Genomic DNA, 16,859 nt, shown 5'->3' with positions numbered 1-16,859 from the left:
CATTGGCCCTTGCTGTGGCCTGGTCCACTCGCGTTTCCTCAGTGCTGCAGGAAACCCTCTTCACCCATCAGTGAGGTCAACCCGTGTCCATCACCGAGAACCAGGCTCCCGAGACCGGCACCGCCCGTGTGAAGCGCGGCATGGCCGAGCAGCTCAAGGGCGGCGTGATCATGGACGTCGTCACGCCGGAGCAGGCGAAGATCGCCGAGGACGCGGGCGCCGTCGCCGTCATGGCCCTGGAGCGGGTCCCGGCCGACATCCGCAAGGACGGCGGCGTGGCCCGGATGTCCGACCCGGACATGATCGAGAGCATCATCAACGCCGTCTCCATCCCGGTCATGGCCAAGGCCCGCATCGGCCACTTCGTCGAGGCCCAGGTCCTCCAGGCCCTCGGCGTCGACTACATCGACGAGTCCGAGGTCCTCACCCCGGCCGACGAGGTCAACCACTCCGACAAGTGGGCGTTCACCACCCCCTTCGTCTGCGGCGCCACCAACCTGGGCGAGGCCCTGCGCCGCATCGCCGAGGGCGCCGCGATGATCCGCTCCAAGGGCGAGGCCGGCACCGGAAACGTCGTCGAGGCCGTGCGCCACCTGCGCCAGATCAAGAACGAGATCGCCCGCCTGCGCGGCTACGACAACCACGAGCTGTACGCCGCCGCCAAGGAGCTGCGCGCCCCCTACGAGCTCGTCAAGGAGGTCGCCGAGCTCGGCAAGCTCCCGGTGGTCCTCTTCTCCGCCGGCGGCGTGGCCACCCCGGCCGACGCGGCCCTGATGCGCCAGCTCGGCGCCGAGGGCGTCTTCGTCGGCTCCGGCATCTTCAAGTCCGGCGACCCGGCCAAGCGCGCCGCCGCCATCGTCAAGGCCACCACCTTCTACGACGACCCGAAGATCATCGCGGACGCGTCCCGCAACCTCGGCGAGGCCATGGTCGGCATCAACTGCGACACCCTCCCCGAGTCCGAGCGCTACGCCACCCGCGGCTGGTAAGGCACTGGAACACATGAACACCCCCGTCATAGGCGTCCTGGCCCTCCAGGGCGACGTACGGGAGCACCTCATCGCCCTGGCCGCGGCCGACGCCGTGGCCAGGCCGGTGCGGCGCCCCGAGGAACTCGCCGAGGTCGACGGCCTGGTGCTGCCCGGCGGCGAGTCCACCACCATCTCCAAGCTGGCCATCCTGTTCGGCCTGATGGAGCCGCTGCGCGCACGCGTGCGCGACGGCATGCCCGTCTACGGCACCTGCGCCGGCATGATCATGCTCGCCGACAAGATCCTCGACCCGCGCTCGGGCCAGGAGACGGTCGGCGGCATCGACATGATCGTGCGCCGCAACGCCTTCGGCCGGCAGAACGAGTCCTTCGAGGCGGCCCTCGACGTCAAGGGCATCGAGGGCGACCCCGTGGAGGGCGTCTTCATCCGCGCCCCCTGGGTGGAGTCCGTCGGAGCCGGGGCCGAGGTGCTCGCCGAGCACGACGGCCACATCGTCGCGGTCCGCCAGGGCAACGCGCTGGCCACGTCGTTCCACCCGGAACTGACCGGCGACCACCGCGTGCACGCCCTGTTCGTCGACATGGTGCGCGCCGCCCGGGCCGTGCGGGCCTTGTAGGATCTCAGGCGTTCGTAGAGAGTTGGGTAACGCGAAGGAGACAGGCAGATGTCCGGCCACTCTAAATGGGCCACGACGAAGCACAAGAAGGCCGTCATCGATGCCAAGCGCGGCAAGCTCTTCGCGAAGCTGATCAAGAACATCGAGGTCGCGGCCCGGATGGGCGGCCCTGACCCCGACGGCAACCCGACGCTCTACGACGCCATCCAGAAGGCGAAGAAGAGCTCGGTCCCGAACAAGAACATCGACTCCGCGGTCAAGCGCGGCGCGGGCCTGGAGGCCGGCGGCGCCGACTACGAGACGATCATGTACGAGGGCTACGGCCCGAACGGCGTGGCCGTGCTCATCGAGTGCCTCACCGACAACCGCAACCGCGCCGCCTCCGAGGTCCGCGTCGCCATGACCCGCAACGGCGGCTCCATGGCCGACCCGGGCTCGGTGTCGTACCTGTTCAACCGCAAGGGCGTCGTGATCGTCCCCAAGGGCGAGCTCACCGAGGACGACGTCCTCGCGGCCGTCCTGGACGCGGGCGCCGAGGAGGTCAACGACCTCGGCGAGACCTTCGAGGTCATCAGCGAGCCCTCCGACCTGGTCGCGGTGCGCACCGCCCTGCAGGACGCGGGCATCGACTACGAGTCCGCCGACGCCAACTTCGTCCCGACCATGCAGGTCGAGCTGGACGAGGAGGGCGCCAAGAAGATCTTCAAGCTGATCGACGCCCTGGAGGACAGCGACGACGTGCAGAACGTCTTCGCCAACTTCGACGTCAGCGACGAGATCATGGAGAAGGTCGGCGCGTAACGCCGCCGGCTCCACAGGCTCACCGGGCCGACGGGACACCCCCGTCGGCCCGTCGCTTTGCCGGGCGTGGGGGCGGGGCGTTGTCGGTGGCACCCGATAGCCTGCCCAAACAGGCGATCGACAGGGAGGGACGCGTGCGCGTACTGGGGGTGGACCCGGGCCTGACACGGTGCGGTGTCGGCGTCGTCGAGGGGATGGCGGGCCGGCCGCTCACCATGCTCGGCGTCGGCGTGGTCCGCACACCGCCGGACGCCGAGCTCGGCCACCGTCTCGTCGCCATCGAGCAGGGCCTGGAGCAGTGGCTGGACGAGCACCGGCCGGAGTACGTCGCCGTGGAGCGCGTCTTCAGCCAGCACAACGTGCGTACGGTGATGGGCACCGCCCAGGCCAGCGCAGTCGCCATGCTGTGCGCCGCGCGCCGCGGCATCCCCGTCGCCCTGCACACCCCCAGCGAGGTCAAGGCCGCCGTCACCGGCAGCGGCCGCGCGGAGAAGGCACAGGTCGGCGCCATGGTCACCCGGCTGCTCCGGCTCAGCGCGCCCCCGAAGCCCGCCGACGCCGCCGACGCCCTGGCCCTGGCCATCTGCCACATCTGGCGCGCCCCCGCCCACAACCGCCTCCAGCAGGCCGTCGCCCTGCACACCGCCCACGCACCGAAAGGCCGTACGGCATGATCGCCTTCGTCAGCGGCACGGTCGCCGCGCTCGCACCCGACGCCGCGGTCGTCGAGGTCGGCGGCGTCGGCATGGCCGTCCAGTGCACGCCGAACACGCTCTCCACGCTGCGCGTCGGCCAGCCGGCCAAGCTGCACACCTCCCTCGTCGTCCGCGAGGACTCCCTCACGCTGTACGGCTTCGCGGACGACGACGAACGCCAGGTGTTCGAGCTGCTCCAGACGGCGAGCGGGGTCGGACCGCGACTGGCGCAGGCGATGCTCGCCGTGCACACCCCCGACGCCCTGCGCCGCGCGGTGGCCACCGGCGACGAGAAGGCGCTCACGGCCGTCCCCGGCATCGGCAAGAAGGGCGCCCAGAAGCTGCTGCTGGAGCTGAAGGACCGCCTCGGCGAACCCGTCGGCGCACCCGCCATCGGCGCCCCGGTCAGCACCGGCTGGCGCGACCAGCTGCACGCCGCCCTGATCGGCCTCGGGTACGCGACCCGCGAGGCGGACGAGGCCGTCGCCGCCGTCGCCCCGCAGGCCGAGGCCGCCGAGGGCACACCCCAGGTGGGACAGCTGCTGAAGGCGGCCCTGCAGACCCTGAACCGCGCCCGCTGAACCACGCCCTTCCACTTTCCGAGGCATCCACATGAACTGGGACGACACGACCGGCACTCCCGCCCCCGAGCGGCTCGTCGGTGCGTCCGCCGACCGCGAGGACCAGGCCGTCGAGGCCGCCCTGCGCCCCAAGGACCTGGACGAGTTCATCGGCCAGGAGAAGGTCCGCGAACAGCTCGACCTCGTCCTGCGCGCCGCACGCGCGCGGGGCGCCACCGCCGACCACGTCCTGCTGTCCGGCGCGCCCGGCCTCGGCAAGACCACCCTGTCGATGATCATCGCGGCGGAGATGGGCGCCCCCATCCGCATCACCTCCGGCCCCGCCATCCAGCACGCCGGGGACCTCGCGGCGATCCTGTCCTCCCTCCAGGAGGGCGAGGTCCTCTTCCTCGACGAGATCCACCGCATGTCCCGGCCCGCCGAGGAGATGCTGTACATGGCGATGGAGGACTTCCGCGTCGACGTCATCGTCGGCAAGGGCCCGGGCGCCACCGCCATCCCGCTGGAACTCCCGCCGTTCACCCTGGTCGGCGCCACCACCCGCGCGGGCCTGCTGCCGCCCCCGCTGCGCGACCGCTTCGGCTTCACCGCGCACATGGAGTTCTACGAGCCGGCCGAACTGGAGCGGGTCATCCACCGCTCGGCCCACCTCCTGGACGTCGAGATCGAGCCGGACGGCGCCGCCGAGATCGCGGGCCGCTCCCGGGGCACGCCCCGGATCGCCAACCGGCTGCTCAGGCGCGTCCGGGACTACGCGCAGGTCAAGGCGGACGGCGTCATCACGCGCGACATCGCCGCGGCGGCCCTCGCGGTCTACGAGGTCGACGCCCGGGGCCTGGACCGCCTCGACCGGGCCGTCCTCGAGGCCCTGCTCAAGCTGTTCGGCGGCGGCCCGGTCGGCCTGTCGACCCTGGCGGTCGCGGTGGGGGAGGAGCGCGAGACCGTCGAGGAGGTCGCCGAGCCCTTCCTCGTACGGGAGGGCCTGCTCGCCCGAACCCCGCGCGGCCGGGTCGCCACCCCCGCCGCATGGGCGCATCTCGGCCTCACGCCGCCCCGCTCGCAGGCCGCCGGAAACGGACAACAGGACCTGTTCGGGACGTGAGGGCACCGGCACGGCGCATGAAACGAGTCGTGAGGGCGTATCAACGGCGAGCTCACTGGCCGGAGCAGGAACCACGGTGCGATGCTGAACGTTGTTCCCTGCGCGCGGACTCGCTTAGACTCCGCCGATGCCGCCTTGTCGGCGGCGCACACCCCCAACCCGTCAGGCCGCTCACCATCGCGGTCGTGTGAAGGAAGTACCGACCCGTGAGTCTCGTGACCCTCCTCCCGTTCATCGTGCTCATCGGGGCCATGTTCCTGATGACCCGGTCGGCCAAGAAGAAGCAGCAGCAGGCCATCGAGATGCGGAACCAGATGCAGCCCGGTTCCGGCGTCCGCACCATCGGGGGCATGTATGCCACGGTCAAGGAGGTCAACGAGGACACGGTCCTTCTCGACGCCGGTCCGGGCGTCGAGCTCCTCTTCGCCAAGAACTCGATCGGCGCCGTTCTCACCGATGACGAGTACAACCGCATCGTCCACGGCATCGAGCACGACCTGAAGTCCGACGCCGACCTCGTGCCGGACGACGCCTCCTCCCTCACCGAGACCGACGAGCCCGCCGCCGACGCTGCCGCCGCCTCCGACGACAAGCCCGTCGACCTCGGCAAGAAGGACGTCGCCGACGAGCCGGCCGACGACGCCGTGGCCGACGAGGCGAAGACGGAACAGCCGAAGAAGACCGACGGCGACTCCGAGGCGAAGTAGCCGTGTACCAGGGCGCGCGGGCGGTGCCCGCGCGCCCTCGGACATGCGCGGAACGCACGGGATCCCGACACCATGTCATGGCCGCCCGCTCCCTGACCCGGCGCGAGGCGGCCCGAGAGGGAGTACGAGAAGGTGGCAGCACCTAAAAGGGGCCGGAACGCGAGCGCCCAGAGCAAGCCGGGGCGCTCGCTGGCCCTGATCCTGATCGCCATCGCGGCGCTCACCGGGGGAATGTTCGCCTCCGGACACACCACGCCGCGTCTCGGCATCGACCTCGCCGGCGGGACCAGCATCACGCTCACGGCGATCCCCGAGGACGGCAACGAGTCCGCGATCAACAAGACCAACATGGACACCGCGGTTGAGATCATGAACAACCGCGTCAATGGTCTGGGTGTCTCGGAGGCCGAGGTCCAGACGCAGGGCCGCGAGAACATCATCGTCAACATCCCCAAGGGCACGAACTCCAAGCAGGCCCGGGATCAGGTCGGTACCACCGCGAAGCTCTACTTCCGTCCGGTCATCGCCACCGAGCTCTCCGGCGGCCCGGCGCCCGGCACCTCTCCGAGCGCCTCCGGCAGCCCCTCGGGCAAGGCGACCGACAAGGCCACCGACAAGGACAAGGCCACCGACAAGGCCTCCCCGTCCGCGTCCGCCAGCCCCTCGGCGAGCGCCACCACGCAGGGCCGCGCGGTCACCGACGGCCTGAAGGCCGACGCCACGCCGTCCGCGAGCGCCTCGGGCAGCGCCAAGGCCAGCCCGTCCCCGTCCGCCACCGGCGGCACCACCGGCCAGGCCGACAGCAAGCTCCAGGCGCAGTACGCCGCGCTCGACTGCGCCGACAAGAAGGTCCGCGCCAAGGCCGGCCGCGGTGCCAAGCCCACCGACTCCACCGTGGCCTGCGGCCAGAACTCCCAGGGCCAGTGGCAGAAGTACATCCTCGGCCCCGCCGCGGTCGACGGCACGGACGTGAAGAAGGCCCAGGCGGTCATCAACACGCAGTCCGGCGCCGGCTGGACCGTCCAGATGGACTTCACGGACAAGGGCTCCAAGAAGTTCGCCGACATCACCGGCAAGCTGGCCAAGAACCAGTCCCCGCAGAACCAGTTCGCGATCGTCCTGGACGGCAAGGTCGTCTCCGACCCGTACGTCAGCCAGGCCCTGACCGGCGGCAACGCGGAGATCTCCGGGAACTTCAACCAGGAGTCGGCCCAGAGCCTCGCCAACATGCTGTCCTACGGTGCCCTGCCGCTGACCTTCAAGGAGTCCAGCGTCACCACCGTCACCGCCGCGCTCGGCGGTGAGCAGCTGCACGCCGGCCTGATCGCCGGCGCCATCGGTCTCGCCCTGGTCGTGCTCTACCTGCTGCTCTACTACCGCGGCCTGTCGATCGTCGCCGTCGCCTCGCTGGTGGTCTCCGCCGCCCTGACGTACGTGATCATGTCGTTGCTCGGCCCGACCATCGGCTTCGCGCTGAACCTGCCGGCCGTGTGCGGTGCCATCGTCGCCATCGGCATCACGGCGGACTCGTTCATCGTGTACTTCGAGCGCGTCCGCGACGAGATCCGCGAGGGCCGCACCCTGCGCCCCGCCGTCGAGCGGGCCTGGCCGCGCGCCCGGCGCACCATCCTGGTCTCCGACTTCGTGTCGTTCCTCGCCGCCGCAGTGCTCTTCATCGTCACCGTCGGCAAGGTCCAGGGCTTCGCGTTCACGCTCGGCCTGACCACCCTGCTCGACGTGGTGGTCGTGTTCCTCTTCACCAAGCCGCTGCTGACCCTGCTGGCCCGCCGCACGTTCTTCGCGAGCGGCCACAAGTGGTCCGGCCTCGACCCGAAGAGCCTGGGTGCCAAGCCGCCGCTGCGCCGCACCCGCCGTCCCGCTGGCCCCGTCGAGACGAAGGAGGCGTGAGCGATGTCGAAACTCGGCAACCTCGGCGCCCGACTGCACCGTGGCGAGGTCGGCTACGACTTCGTCAAGAACCGCAAGATCTGGTACGGCATCTCCATCCTGATCACCATCACGGCCATCCTCGGCCTGGCGGTGCGCGGCCTGAACATGGGCATCGAGTTCCAGGGCGGTGCCGTCTTCACCACCCCGAAGAACATGAGCGCCTCGGTGGCCACGGCGGAGGGCTACGCGGAGGACGCCTCCGGCCACGACGCGATCGTCCAGAAGCTCGGCGACGGCAGCCTGCGCATCCAGATCGCGGGCATCGACACCGCCAAGTCCGACGAGATCAAGGACCAGCTCGCCCAGGACCTCAAGGTCGGCGCCGAGCAGATCAACGCCGACCTGGTCGGCCCCAGCTGGGGTGACCAGATCGCCGACAAGGCGTGGCAGGGCCTGGGCATCTTCCTGGTCCTGGTGGTGATCTACCTGGCGATCGCCTTCGAGTGGCGCATGGCCCTGGCGGCCTTCGTCGCGCTGATCCACGACATCACCATCACGGTCGGCATCTACGCCCTGGTCGGCTTCGAGGTCACGCCCGGCACGGTGATCGGTCTGCTGACGATCCTCGGTTACTCGCTCTACGACACGGTCGTCGTCTTCGACAGCCTCAAGGAGCAGACGAAGGACATCACCAAGCAGACCCGCTGGACCTACAGCGACGTCGCCAACCGCTCGATCAACAGCACCCTGGTCCGCTCCGTCAACACCACGGTGGTCGCCCTGCTGCCGGTGGCGGGCCTGCTGTTCATCGGCGGCGGTGTCCTCGGCGCGGGCATGCTCAACGACATCTCGCTGTCGCTGTTCGTCGGCCTCGCGGCCGGCGCGTACTCCTCGATCTTCATCGCCACGCCGCTCGTCGCCGACCTCAAGGAGCGCGAGCCGCAGATGAAGGCGCTGAAGAAGCGCGTCCTGGCCAAGCGGGCGCAGGCCGCGGCCTCGGGCGTGTCCCCGGACGCCGAACCGGCCGGCGACGAGCGGTACGACGACGAGCCCGAGGACGCCGCTGCGGCGGTGGTCGGCCCGCGCAACCAGCCCGCGTCCCGCAGCCGGGGCCGTGGCCGTCCGTCGGGGAAGCGCCGATGACCGAGCTCGCCGACATCAGCGCGCTGCTGCTCAGCCGCATCCGGGACGTGGCCGACTACCCGGAGCCGGGCGTGATGTTCAAGGACATCACCCCGCTCCTGGCGGACCCCGCGGCGTTCACCGCGCTCACCGGCGCCCTGGCGGAGATCGCCGAGCGCACCGGTGCGACGAAGGTCGTCGGCCTGGAGGCCCGCGGCTTCATCCTCGGCGCCCCCGTCGCCGTGCGCGCCGGCCTCGGCTTCATCCCCGTACGCAAGGCGGGCAAGCTCCCCGGAGCCACCCTCCGCCAGGCGTACGACCTGGAGTACGGCTCGGCCGAGATCGAGGTGCACGCGGAGGACCTGGCCGCCGGCGACCGCGTCCTGGTCATCGACGACGTCCTGGCCACCGGCGGCACCGCCGAGGCCTCGATCCAGCTCATCCGCCGGGCCGGCGCCCAGGTCGCGGGCCTGGCCGTCCTGATGGAACTGGGCTTCCTCGGCGGCCGTACCCGCCTGGAACCGGCCCTGGACGGTGCCCCGCTCCAGGCGCTGCTCACGGTGTAGACACCCGTGCGCGGGCCGGGGGCACCGGCATGACACCGCGGAGGCGGGCCCGGAGGAATCCGGAGCCCGCCTCTCATGTTTCTCCGGTAGACGTCCCTCACAGTGGCCAGAAGGCGATCCTCGGGCCCGGGCTCGCTACCATGGGTTCTCCGGAGCCTGACCGGGGGACCCGGATCGCGCACGAGGAGTCCTCTTGCCAGACGAGGCCCAGCACCTGACCGCCGCCAAGCCCGAGTCCGCCTCGGCCGCCGCGGCGAAGCCCGCGCCGAACGCGCCCCACGCGAAGAACGACACCCGCGGGCCGGTGCAGCACGCCCAGTCCGCGCCCGTCGACAAGCCCGCCGAGCAGACCGCCCCCAAGCCCGCGCCGCCCGCGGTCCGCCCCTCCTCCGGGCAGCCCGCCCGCTCCGGTTCCTCCAACCGCGTCCGCGCCCGCCTCGCCCGCCTCGGCGTCCAGCGCGCGAACTCGTACAACCCGGTCTTGGAGCCGCTGCTGCGGATAGTGCGCAGCAACGACCCGAAGATCGACGCGGCCACGCTCCGCCAGATCGAGCGCGCCTACCAGGTCGCCGAGCGCTGGCACCGCGGTCAGAAACGCAAGAGCGGCGACCCGTACATCACGCACCCCCTCGCCGTCACCACCATCCTCGCCGAGCTCGGCATGGACCCGGCCACGCTGATGGCCGGCCTGCTGCACGACACCGTCGAGGACACCGAGTACGGCCTGGAAGACCTGCGGCGCGACTTCGGCGACGTGGTCGCCCTGCTCGTCGACGGCGTCACCAAGCTGGACAAGGTCAAGTTCGGCGAGGCCGCCCAGGCCGAGACCGTGCGCAAGATGGTCGTCGCCATGGCCAAGGACCCCCGCGTCCTGGTCATCAAGCTCGCCGACCGGCTGCACAACATGCGCACCATGCGCTACCTCAAGCGCGAGAAGCAGGAGAAGAAGGCGCGCGAGACCCTCGAGATCTACGCGCCGCTCGCCCACCGCCTGGGCATGAACACCATCAAGTGGGAGCTGGAGGACCTCGCCTTCGCGATCCTCTACCCCAAGATGTACGACGAGATCGTACGGCTGGTGGCCGAGCGGGCACCGAAGCGTGACGAGTACCTGGCCATCGTCACCGACGAGGTCCAGCAGGACCTGCGGGCCGCCCGCATCAAGGCGACCGTCACCGGCCGCCCCAAGCACTACTACAGCGTCTACCAGAAGATGATCGTCCGCGGCCGGGACTTCGCGGAGATCTACGACCTGGTGGGCATCCGCGTCCTCGTGGACACCGTCCGCGACTGCTACGCGGCGCTCGGCACGGTGCACGCGCGATGGAACCCGGTCCCCGGCCGGTTCAAGGACTACATCGCGATGCCGAAGTTCAACATGTACCAGTCGTTGCACACGACGGTCATCGGCCCCGGCGGCAAACCGGTCGAACTCCAGATCCGCACGTTCGACATGCACCGCCGCGCCGAGTACGGCATCGCCGCGCACTGGAAGTACAAGCAGGAGGCCGTCGCCGGCGCCTCCAAGATCCGCACCGACGCGCCCAAGGCGCCGGCCGGGAAGGCCGGCAAGGACGCGGCCGCCATCAACGACATGGCGTGGCTGCGGCAGCTGCTGGACTGGCAGAAGGAGACCGAGGACCCCAGCGAGTTCCTGGAGTCGCTGCGCTTCGACCTCTCCCGCAACGAGGTCTTCGTCTTCACCCCGAAGGGCGACGTCATAGCGCTCCCGGCCGGTGCCACGCCCGTGGACTTCGCGTACGCCGTCCACACCGAGGTCGGCCACCGCACGATAGGCGCGCGCGTCAACGGCCGCCTCGTCCCGCTGGAGTCCACGCTCGACAACGGCGACCTGGTGGAGGTCTTCACCTCCAAGGCACCGGGCGCGGGCCCCTCCCGCGACTGGCTCGGGTTCGTGAAGTCGCCGCGCGCCCGCAACAAGATCCGGGCGTGGTTCTCCAAGGAGCGCCGCGACGAGGCGATCGAGCAGGGCAAGGACGCCATCGTCCGCGCGATGCGCAAGCAGAACCTGCCGATCCAGCGCATCCTGACGGGTGACTCCCTCGTCACGCTCGCCCACGAGATGCGGTACGCGGACATCTCCGCGCTGTACGCGGCGATCGGCGAGGGGCATGTCTCCGCGCAGAACATCGTGCAGAAGCTCGTCCAGGCGCTCGGCGGGGAGGAGGCCGCCACCGACGAGATCGACGAGACGGTCCCGCCGTCCCGCTCGCGCAGCCGAAAGCGCCGCACCAGCGCCGACCCGGGCGTCGTCGTCAAGGGCGTCGAGGACGTGTGGGTCAAGCTGGCCCGCTGCTGTACGCCCGTCCCCGGCGACCCGATCATCGGCTTCGTGACACGGGGGAACGGAGTGTCGGTGCACCGCAGCGACTGTGTGAACGTCGAGTCGCTGTCCCGGGAGCCCGAGCGCATCCTCGACGTCGAGTGGGCGCCCACCCAGTCGTCCGTGTTCCTGGTCGCCATCCAGGTGGAGGCCCTGGACCGCTCCCGGCTGCTGTCGGACGTCACCCGTGTGCTGTCCGACCAGCACGTCAACATCCTCTCCGCGGCCGTCCAGACCTCCCGCGACCGGGTCGCCACCTCCCGCTTCACCTTCGAGATGGGCGACCCCAAGCACCTGGGGCACGTCCTGAAGGCCGTACGCGGTGTGGAGGGCGTGTACGACGTGTACCGGGTGACCTCCGCCCGCAACAGGTCGTAAGCACCACGGCACAGGTCGTCAGCACCACGGCGCACGAAGAAGGGGCTCCCCGCGGGGAGCCCCTCCTCACGTACGGGTGCCGGTCAGCCGCCGAACTCCTGCAGACCCTTCAGCGCCTGGTCCAGCAGCGCCTGGCGGCCCTGCAGTTCCTTCTCGAGCTTGTCGGCCCGGGCGTTGTTGCCCTGGGCGCGGGCCTGCTCGATCTGGGCCCTCAGCTTGTCCACGGCGGCCTGGAGCTGGCCGGTCAGGCCCTCGGCACGGGCGCGTGCCTCCGGGTTGGTCCGGCGCCACTCGGCCTCCTCGGCCTCCTGGATCGCCCGCTCCACGGCGTGCATCCGGCCCTCGACCTTCGGCCGCGCGTCGCGCGGCACATGGCCGATGGCCTCCCAGCGCTCGTTGATGGCACGGAACGCGGCCCGGGCCGCCTTCAGGTCCGTGACCGGCAGGAGCTTCTCGGCCTCCTCGGCCAGCTCCTCCTTCAGCTTGAGGTTCTCCGCCTGCTCCGCGTCGCGCTCGGCGAACACATGGCTGCGCGCCGCGAAGAAGACGTCCTGGGCGCCCCGGAAGCGGTTCCACAGGTCGTCCTCGTGCTCCCGCTGGGCCCGGCCGGCGGCCTTCCACTCGGCCATCAGCTCCCGGTAGCGCGCGGCCGTCGGACCCCAGTCCGTCGAGCTCGACAGGGCCTCGGCCTCGGCGACCAGCCGTTCCTTCGTCCGGCGCGCCTCCTCGCGCTGCGCGTCCAGCTGCGCGAAGTGCTGCTTGCGGCGCTTGGAGAACGCCGACCGCGCGTGCGAGAAGCGGTGCCACAGCTCGTCGTCGGACTTGCGGTCCAGCCGCGGCAGCCCCTTCCAGGTGTCCACCAGCGCCCGCAGCCGCTCACCGGCCGCCCGCCACTGGTCGGACCGCGCGAGCTCCTCGGCCTCGGCGACCAGCGCCTCCTTGGCCTTGCGGGCCTCGTCGGACTGCCGTGCCCGCTGCGCCCTGCGCTCCTCGCGGCGCTTCTCGACCAGCTCGACGAGTTTGTCCAGCCGGGCCCTGAGGGCGTCCAGGTCGCCCACCGCGTGGTGCGCGTCGACCTGCTCCCGCAGGTGCTCGATGGCGGCCAGGGCGTCCTTGGCCGACAGGTCGGTGGTCTTCACTCGCTTCTCGAGGAGGCCGATCTCGACAACCAGGCCCTCGTACTTGCGCTCGAAGTAGGCCAGCGCCTCCTCGGGGGAGCCGGCCTGCCAGGAACCGACGACCTTCTCGCCGTCGGCCGTACGCACGTACACGGTCCCCGTCTCGTCGACGCGGCCCCACGGGTCGCTGCTCACAGCGCCTCCTCCACATGATGCCTGCGGAGGGCCTCAGCTCCCCCGGGCATCGTCCACAGTTTCGTCACGGCCAACATAGGCGACCGGCGGGCGGCCTGTCCGCATCCCGCGCGACCGAAATTTCGCAGTTGAGGGTCAGGATTCGGTGACCGTGGCCTTGTTGATCACAACGGTCGCGTTCGGGGCCCCGTCACCGGCTCCGGTGCTCTCGCCCGCCTTGGCGATCTTCTTCAGCACCTTCATGCCCGCCTCCGAGACGGTGCCGAACGGTGTGTAGCTGGGCGGCAACTGGCTGTCCTGGTACACCAGGAAGAACTGGCTTCCGCCGCTGTGCTTCTGCCCGGTGTTCGCCATCGCGACCGTGCCCGCCGGGTAGATGTTGTCCTTCAGGCTTTTGTCCTTCAGGTTCTCGTCCGGGATCGTGTAGCCGGGGCCGCCCGTGCCGGTGCCCGTGGGGTCACCGCACTGGAGCACGTAGATGCCGTTGGTGGTGAGCCGGTGGCACTTGCTGTGGTCGAAGTAGCCCTTGCCGGCGAGGAAGGCGAAGGAGTTGACGGTGTGCGGGGCCGCCGACGCCTTCAGCGCGATGTCTATCTCGCCGCACGTCGTGTCCAGCTTCATCGTGTACTTCGCCGACGTGTCGATCGTCATCGCAGGCTCCTTCTTCCAGGTCTGCGACGTGACCTTGCCCGGGGCGGGCTTGGCGCACGGGTCGGGTGCCTTGCTGGGCGAGGCGCTGGGGGTGACCTCCGCGCTCGCGTTGGTCTTGTCGTCGTCCTTCTTGAGTACCCCGGTCGTGTAGATCGCGAGGCTGCCGATGACGACCACGCCGAGGACGGACGCGATCACCGAGTTGCGGATGCGCGCCTTGCGCCGCGCCTCGGTGCGCCGCTGCTGCTGCCGCAAGAACTTCTCCCGGGCGAGCTGACGCCGCCGCTGTTCCTGGCTGACCACCGGGTTCTCTCCTCAACGTCTCGTGTGCCGACCGGTACGCGGGTGCGCCGTGAGCCGACCGCGTGCGTGTGCCCCGTACCGTATATGGGTTCGCTGAGGATTCGGGACCGCCGGTAGGCTCTGACCACGGGCGCTGCCCGCTGGCAAGCCCACCCGTACCGACACAACGAAGGACGATCGTGCTCATTGCCGGGTTCCCCGCCGGGGCCTGGGGGACGAACTGTTATCTCGTCGCCCCCGCCGCCGGTGAGGAGTGCGTGATCATCGACCCGGGCCACGAGGCGGCCCCCGGAGTCGAGGAGACGCTGAGGAAGCATCGGCTCAAGCCCGTCGCCGTCGTCCTCACCCACGGCCACCTGGACCACGTGGCCTCGGTCGTCCCGGTGTGCGGCGCGCACGACGTACCGGCCTGGATCCACCCCGAGGACCGGTACATGATGAGCGACCCGGAGAAGGCGCTCGGCCGTTCCATCGGGCTGCCGCTGCTGGGCGAGCTGACCGTGGGGGAGCCGGACGACGTCCGCGAGCTGACCGACGGGGCGAAGCTGGAGCTGGCGGGGCTGGAGCTCACCGTCTCGCACGCGCCGGGCCATACCAAGGGGTCGGTGACCTTCGGCATGCCCGAGGCGGCGGACATCCCGCCCATCCTGTTCTCGGGCGACCTGCTGTTCGCCGGCTCCATCGGACGCACCGACCTGCCCGGCGGTGACATGGCCGAGATGCTCGACTCGCTGGCCCGCGTGTGCCTGCCGCTCGACGACTCGACCGTGGTGCTGTCCGGCCACGGCCCCCAGACGACCATCGGCCGGGAACGCGCCACCAACCCCTACCTGCGGCAGGTGGCGGCCGGCCCGGGAGCCGGTGAGGCTCCCCGACGAGGAATGTGACGAGACCTTCCGTGAGCACCTTCAAGGCCCCCAAGGGCACGTACGACCTGATCCCGCCGGACTCCGCCAAGTACCTCGCCGTGCGCGAGGCCATCGCCGCCCCGCTGCGCAACTCCGGCTACGGCTACATCGAGACGCCTGGCTTCGAGAACGTCGAGCTGTTCGCCCGCGGGGTCGGCGAGTCCACCGACATCGTGACCAAGGAGATGTACGCCTTCGAGACCAAGGGCGGCGACAAGCTGGCCCTGCGCCCCGAAGGCACCGCCTCCGTGCTGCGCGCGGCCCTGGAGGCCAACCTCCACAAGGCGGGCAACCTCCCGGTCAAGCTCTGGTACTCCGGCTCGTACTACCGCTACGAGCGCCCCCAGAAGGGCCGCTACCGCCACTTCTCCCAGGTCGGCGCCGAGGCCATCGGCGCGGAGGACCCGGCCCTGGACGCCGAGCTGATCATCCTGGCCGACCAGGCGTACCGTTCGCTCGGCCTGCGCGACTTCCGGATCCTCCTCAACAGCCTGGGCGACAAGGAGTGCCGCCCGGTCTACCGGCAGGCGCTTCAGGACTTCCTGCGCGGCCTGGACCTCGACGAGGACACCCTGCGCCGGGCGGAGATCAACCCGCTGCGCGTCCTGGACGACAAGCGCCAGGAGGTGCAGAAGCAGCTGGCCGACGCCCCGCTGCTGCGCGACTACCTGTGCGACGCCTGCAAGGCCTACCACGAGGAGGTCCGCGAGCTGATCAGCGCGGCGGACGTCTCCTTCGAGGACGACCCGAAGCTGGTGCGCGGCCTGGACTACTACACCCGGACCACCTTCGAGTTCGTCCACGACGGCCTCGGCTCCCAGTCCGCGGTGGGTGGCGGCGGCCGCTACGACGGTCTGTCGGAGATGATCGGCGGCCCCGCCCTGCCGTCCGTCGGCTGGGCCCTGGGCGTCGACCGCACGGTGCTGGCCCTGGAGGCCGAGGGCGTCGAGCTCCAACTCCCCGCCGCCACCAGCGTGTTCGCCGTACCGCTCGGCGAGGAGGCCCGCCGGGTCCTGTTCGCGAAGGTCACCGAGCTGCGCAAGGTGGGCATCGCCGCCGACTTCTCGTACGGCGGCAAGGGCCTCAAGGGCGCCATGAAGAACGCCAACCGCAGCGGCGCCCGCTACACGATCGTGGCGGGGGAGCGGGATCTGGCCGAGGGCGTCGTACAGCTGAAGGACATGGAGTCCGGCGAGCAGACGGCGGTGGGCGTCAACGAGATCGTGGCGGAACTGGAGGCCCGGCTGGGCTAGCAGGACGTCGACGAGGGGGCCGGTGCCGTGTGCAGGCACCGGTCCCTCGTCACTGCTCCGGCGCGGCACCGGTCCACGACGGCCACGGCACCCCAGAATTCCGGAGGAATCCCATGGATCTCACAGGCCACTCGACGGACTTCGTCGTGGACGCGTCGTTCCCTGAGGCCATGCGCCGTTTTGTCCGTCTCGGCCAGCAGCGGTGGCCAGGGCTCTTCCTGTGCGGGGAACCGTTCCGGTCTGACGTCGCGGCAGACTGGCGACTGCCGGAACCGGAGGATGACGACTTCTCGGGTATTGTCACCTTCTCCTCCGGCCAGGCGATGGAGGCCTTCTGGGAGGAGCACGGCTACACCCTCGAGGCCGCAGGGCAGGGGCCATACGCCGTGTTCTATCGCCATCACGCCCAGCCACTGCACGCGATGACGGTCTCCGGGATCCACGTCGCCTCTCCCGAGGCGGAGGCGGCGGTCGAAGGGACGCGGCTCCTGTTGTCCGAGTACTACGCCGTCAGCGTCGTCACTCCCGGGGATCCGGGCGATGATCCGTTCTCCAGGAGTGTCGTGAAGAATTTCCTGGCATCCTTCGGCACCTCCATCATGCTCACGGCGTAGGCCGCGGCCCCTGCCGAAAGGTC

The 16,859-nt window shown here is 70.4% G+C and carries 16 protein-coding genes; 14 read left to right on the top strand and 2 right to left on the bottom strand.

The window, feature by feature from the left end:
- Positions 1 to 83 precede the first annotated feature (83 nt).
- From pdxS to AB0K80_RS27360, 11 genes are all read left to right on the top strand, one after another.
- Positions 84 to 989, top strand: a complete 906-nt coding sequence (gene pdxS, locus AB0K80_RS27410) for a pyridoxal 5'-phosphate synthase lyase subunit PdxS (protein ID WP_365674095.1) — start codon at positions 84 to 86, stop codon at positions 987 to 989.
- Positions 990 to 1,002: 13 nt separating this feature from the next.
- The gene (pdxT, locus tag AB0K80_RS27405) at positions 1,003 to 1,608 is read left to right on the top strand and encodes a pyridoxal 5'-phosphate synthase glutaminase subunit PdxT (protein WP_365674093.1); all 606 of its coding nucleotides are present in this window, start codon (positions 1,003 to 1,005) and stop codon (positions 1,606 to 1,608) included.
- A 48-nt stretch (positions 1,609 to 1,656) separates the two neighbouring features.
- Positions 1,657 to 2,409: a YebC/PmpR family DNA-binding transcriptional regulator gene (locus tag AB0K80_RS27400; RefSeq protein WP_365674091.1), complete on the top strand. Its 753-nt coding sequence runs from the start codon at positions 1,657 to 1,659 to the stop codon at positions 2,407 to 2,409.
- Between the two features lie 134 nt (positions 2,410 to 2,543).
- Positions 2,544 to 3,083, top strand: a complete 540-nt coding sequence (ruvC, locus tag AB0K80_RS27395; RefSeq protein ID WP_365674089.1) for a crossover junction endodeoxyribonuclease RuvC — start codon at positions 2,544 to 2,546, stop codon at positions 3,081 to 3,083.
- The gene (ruvA, locus tag AB0K80_RS27390) at positions 3,080 to 3,685 is read left to right on the top strand and encodes a Holliday junction branch migration protein RuvA (protein ID WP_365674087.1); all 606 of its coding nucleotides are present in this window, start codon (positions 3,080 to 3,082) and stop codon (positions 3,683 to 3,685) included. Before ruvC ends, ruvA begins: the two co-directional genes overlap by 4 nt.
- A 31-nt stretch (positions 3,686 to 3,716) precedes the next feature.
- Positions 3,717 to 4,787 carry a Holliday junction branch migration DNA helicase RuvB gene (gene ruvB / locus AB0K80_RS27385; RefSeq protein ID WP_365674085.1) on the top strand — a complete coding sequence of 357 codons (1,071 nt, stop codon included), beginning with the start codon at positions 3,717 to 3,719 and terminating at the stop codon, positions 4,785 to 4,787.
- A 206-nt stretch (positions 4,788 to 4,993) separates the two neighbouring features.
- A complete protein-coding gene (gene yajC / locus AB0K80_RS27380) occupies positions 4,994 to 5,494 on the top strand; it encodes a preprotein translocase subunit YajC (protein WP_365674083.1) in 501 nt (166 codons plus the stop codon).
- Positions 5,495 to 5,626: 132 nt separating this feature from the next.
- Entirely contained in the window at positions 5,627 to 7,402 is a 1,776-nt protein-coding gene (secD, locus tag AB0K80_RS27375; RefSeq protein WP_365674081.1) for a protein translocase subunit SecD, read from the top strand.
- 3 nt (positions 7,403 to 7,405) lie between these two features.
- A complete protein-coding gene (gene secF, locus AB0K80_RS27370) occupies positions 7,406 to 8,527 on the top strand; it encodes a protein translocase subunit SecF (RefSeq protein ID WP_365674079.1) in 1,122 nt (373 codons plus the stop codon).
- Positions 8,524 to 9,072 carry an adenine phosphoribosyltransferase gene (locus AB0K80_RS27365; protein WP_365674076.1) on the top strand — a complete coding sequence of 183 codons (549 nt, stop codon included), beginning with the start codon at positions 8,524 to 8,526 and terminating at the stop codon, positions 9,070 to 9,072. Before secF ends, AB0K80_RS27365 begins: the two co-directional genes overlap by 4 nt.
- A 193-nt stretch (positions 9,073 to 9,265) precedes the next feature.
- Positions 9,266 to 11,794, top strand: coding sequence for a bifunctional (p)ppGpp synthetase/guanosine-3',5'-bis(diphosphate) 3'-pyrophosphohydrolase (locus AB0K80_RS27360; protein ID WP_365674074.1), 2,529 nt, complete (start codon positions 9,266 to 9,268; stop codon positions 11,792 to 11,794).
- 83 nt (positions 11,795 to 11,877) lie between these two features.
- Here AB0K80_RS27360 and AB0K80_RS27355 read toward each other — a convergent pair whose 3' ends face one another.
- Together AB0K80_RS27355 and AB0K80_RS27350 are read right to left on the bottom strand one after the other, a co-directional pair.
- Complete coding sequence (locus AB0K80_RS27355) at positions 11,878 to 13,107, bottom strand: DUF349 domain-containing protein (protein ID WP_365674072.1); 1,230 nt, start codon at positions 13,105 to 13,107, stop codon at positions 11,878 to 11,880.
- A gap of 135 nt (positions 13,108 to 13,242) precedes the next feature.
- A complete protein-coding gene (locus AB0K80_RS27350) occupies positions 13,243 to 14,061 on the bottom strand; it encodes a peptidylprolyl isomerase (RefSeq protein ID WP_365674071.1) in 819 nt (272 codons plus the stop codon).
- A gap of 179 nt (positions 14,062 to 14,240) precedes the next feature.
- Here AB0K80_RS27350 and AB0K80_RS27345 point away from each other — a divergent pair, with 179 nt between their 5' ends.
- The 3 genes from AB0K80_RS27345 to AB0K80_RS27335 all read left to right on the top strand — a co-directional run bounded on the left by AB0K80_RS27345 (position 14,241) and on the right by AB0K80_RS27335 (position 16,836).
- On the top strand, positions 14,241 to 14,948 hold the full coding sequence (locus AB0K80_RS27345; protein ID WP_365674069.1) for an MBL fold metallo-hydrolase: 708 nt from the start codon (positions 14,241 to 14,243) through the stop codon (positions 14,946 to 14,948).
- A gap of 11 nt (positions 14,949 to 14,959) precedes the next feature.
- Positions 14,960 to 16,222: a histidine--tRNA ligase gene (gene hisS, locus AB0K80_RS27340; protein WP_365674067.1), complete on the top strand. Its 1,263-nt coding sequence runs from the start codon at positions 14,960 to 14,962 to the stop codon at positions 16,220 to 16,222.
- 113 nt (positions 16,223 to 16,335) lie between these two features.
- Positions 16,336 to 16,836 (top strand): hypothetical protein, encoded by a 501-nt coding sequence (locus AB0K80_RS27335; RefSeq protein ID WP_365674065.1) that lies wholly within the window; start codon positions 16,336 to 16,338, stop codon positions 16,834 to 16,836.
- Positions 16,837 to 16,859 lie beyond the last annotated feature (23 nt).

Origin of the sequence: Streptomyces sp. NPDC052682 (assembly GCF_040678435.1) — a bacterium.
Classification (GTDB): domain Bacteria; phylum Actinomycetota; class Actinomycetes; order Streptomycetales; family Streptomycetaceae; genus Streptomyces.
The sequence above is the reverse complement of the archived record's forward strand: the minus strand, read 5'-3'. Positions and strand labels throughout refer to the sequence as shown.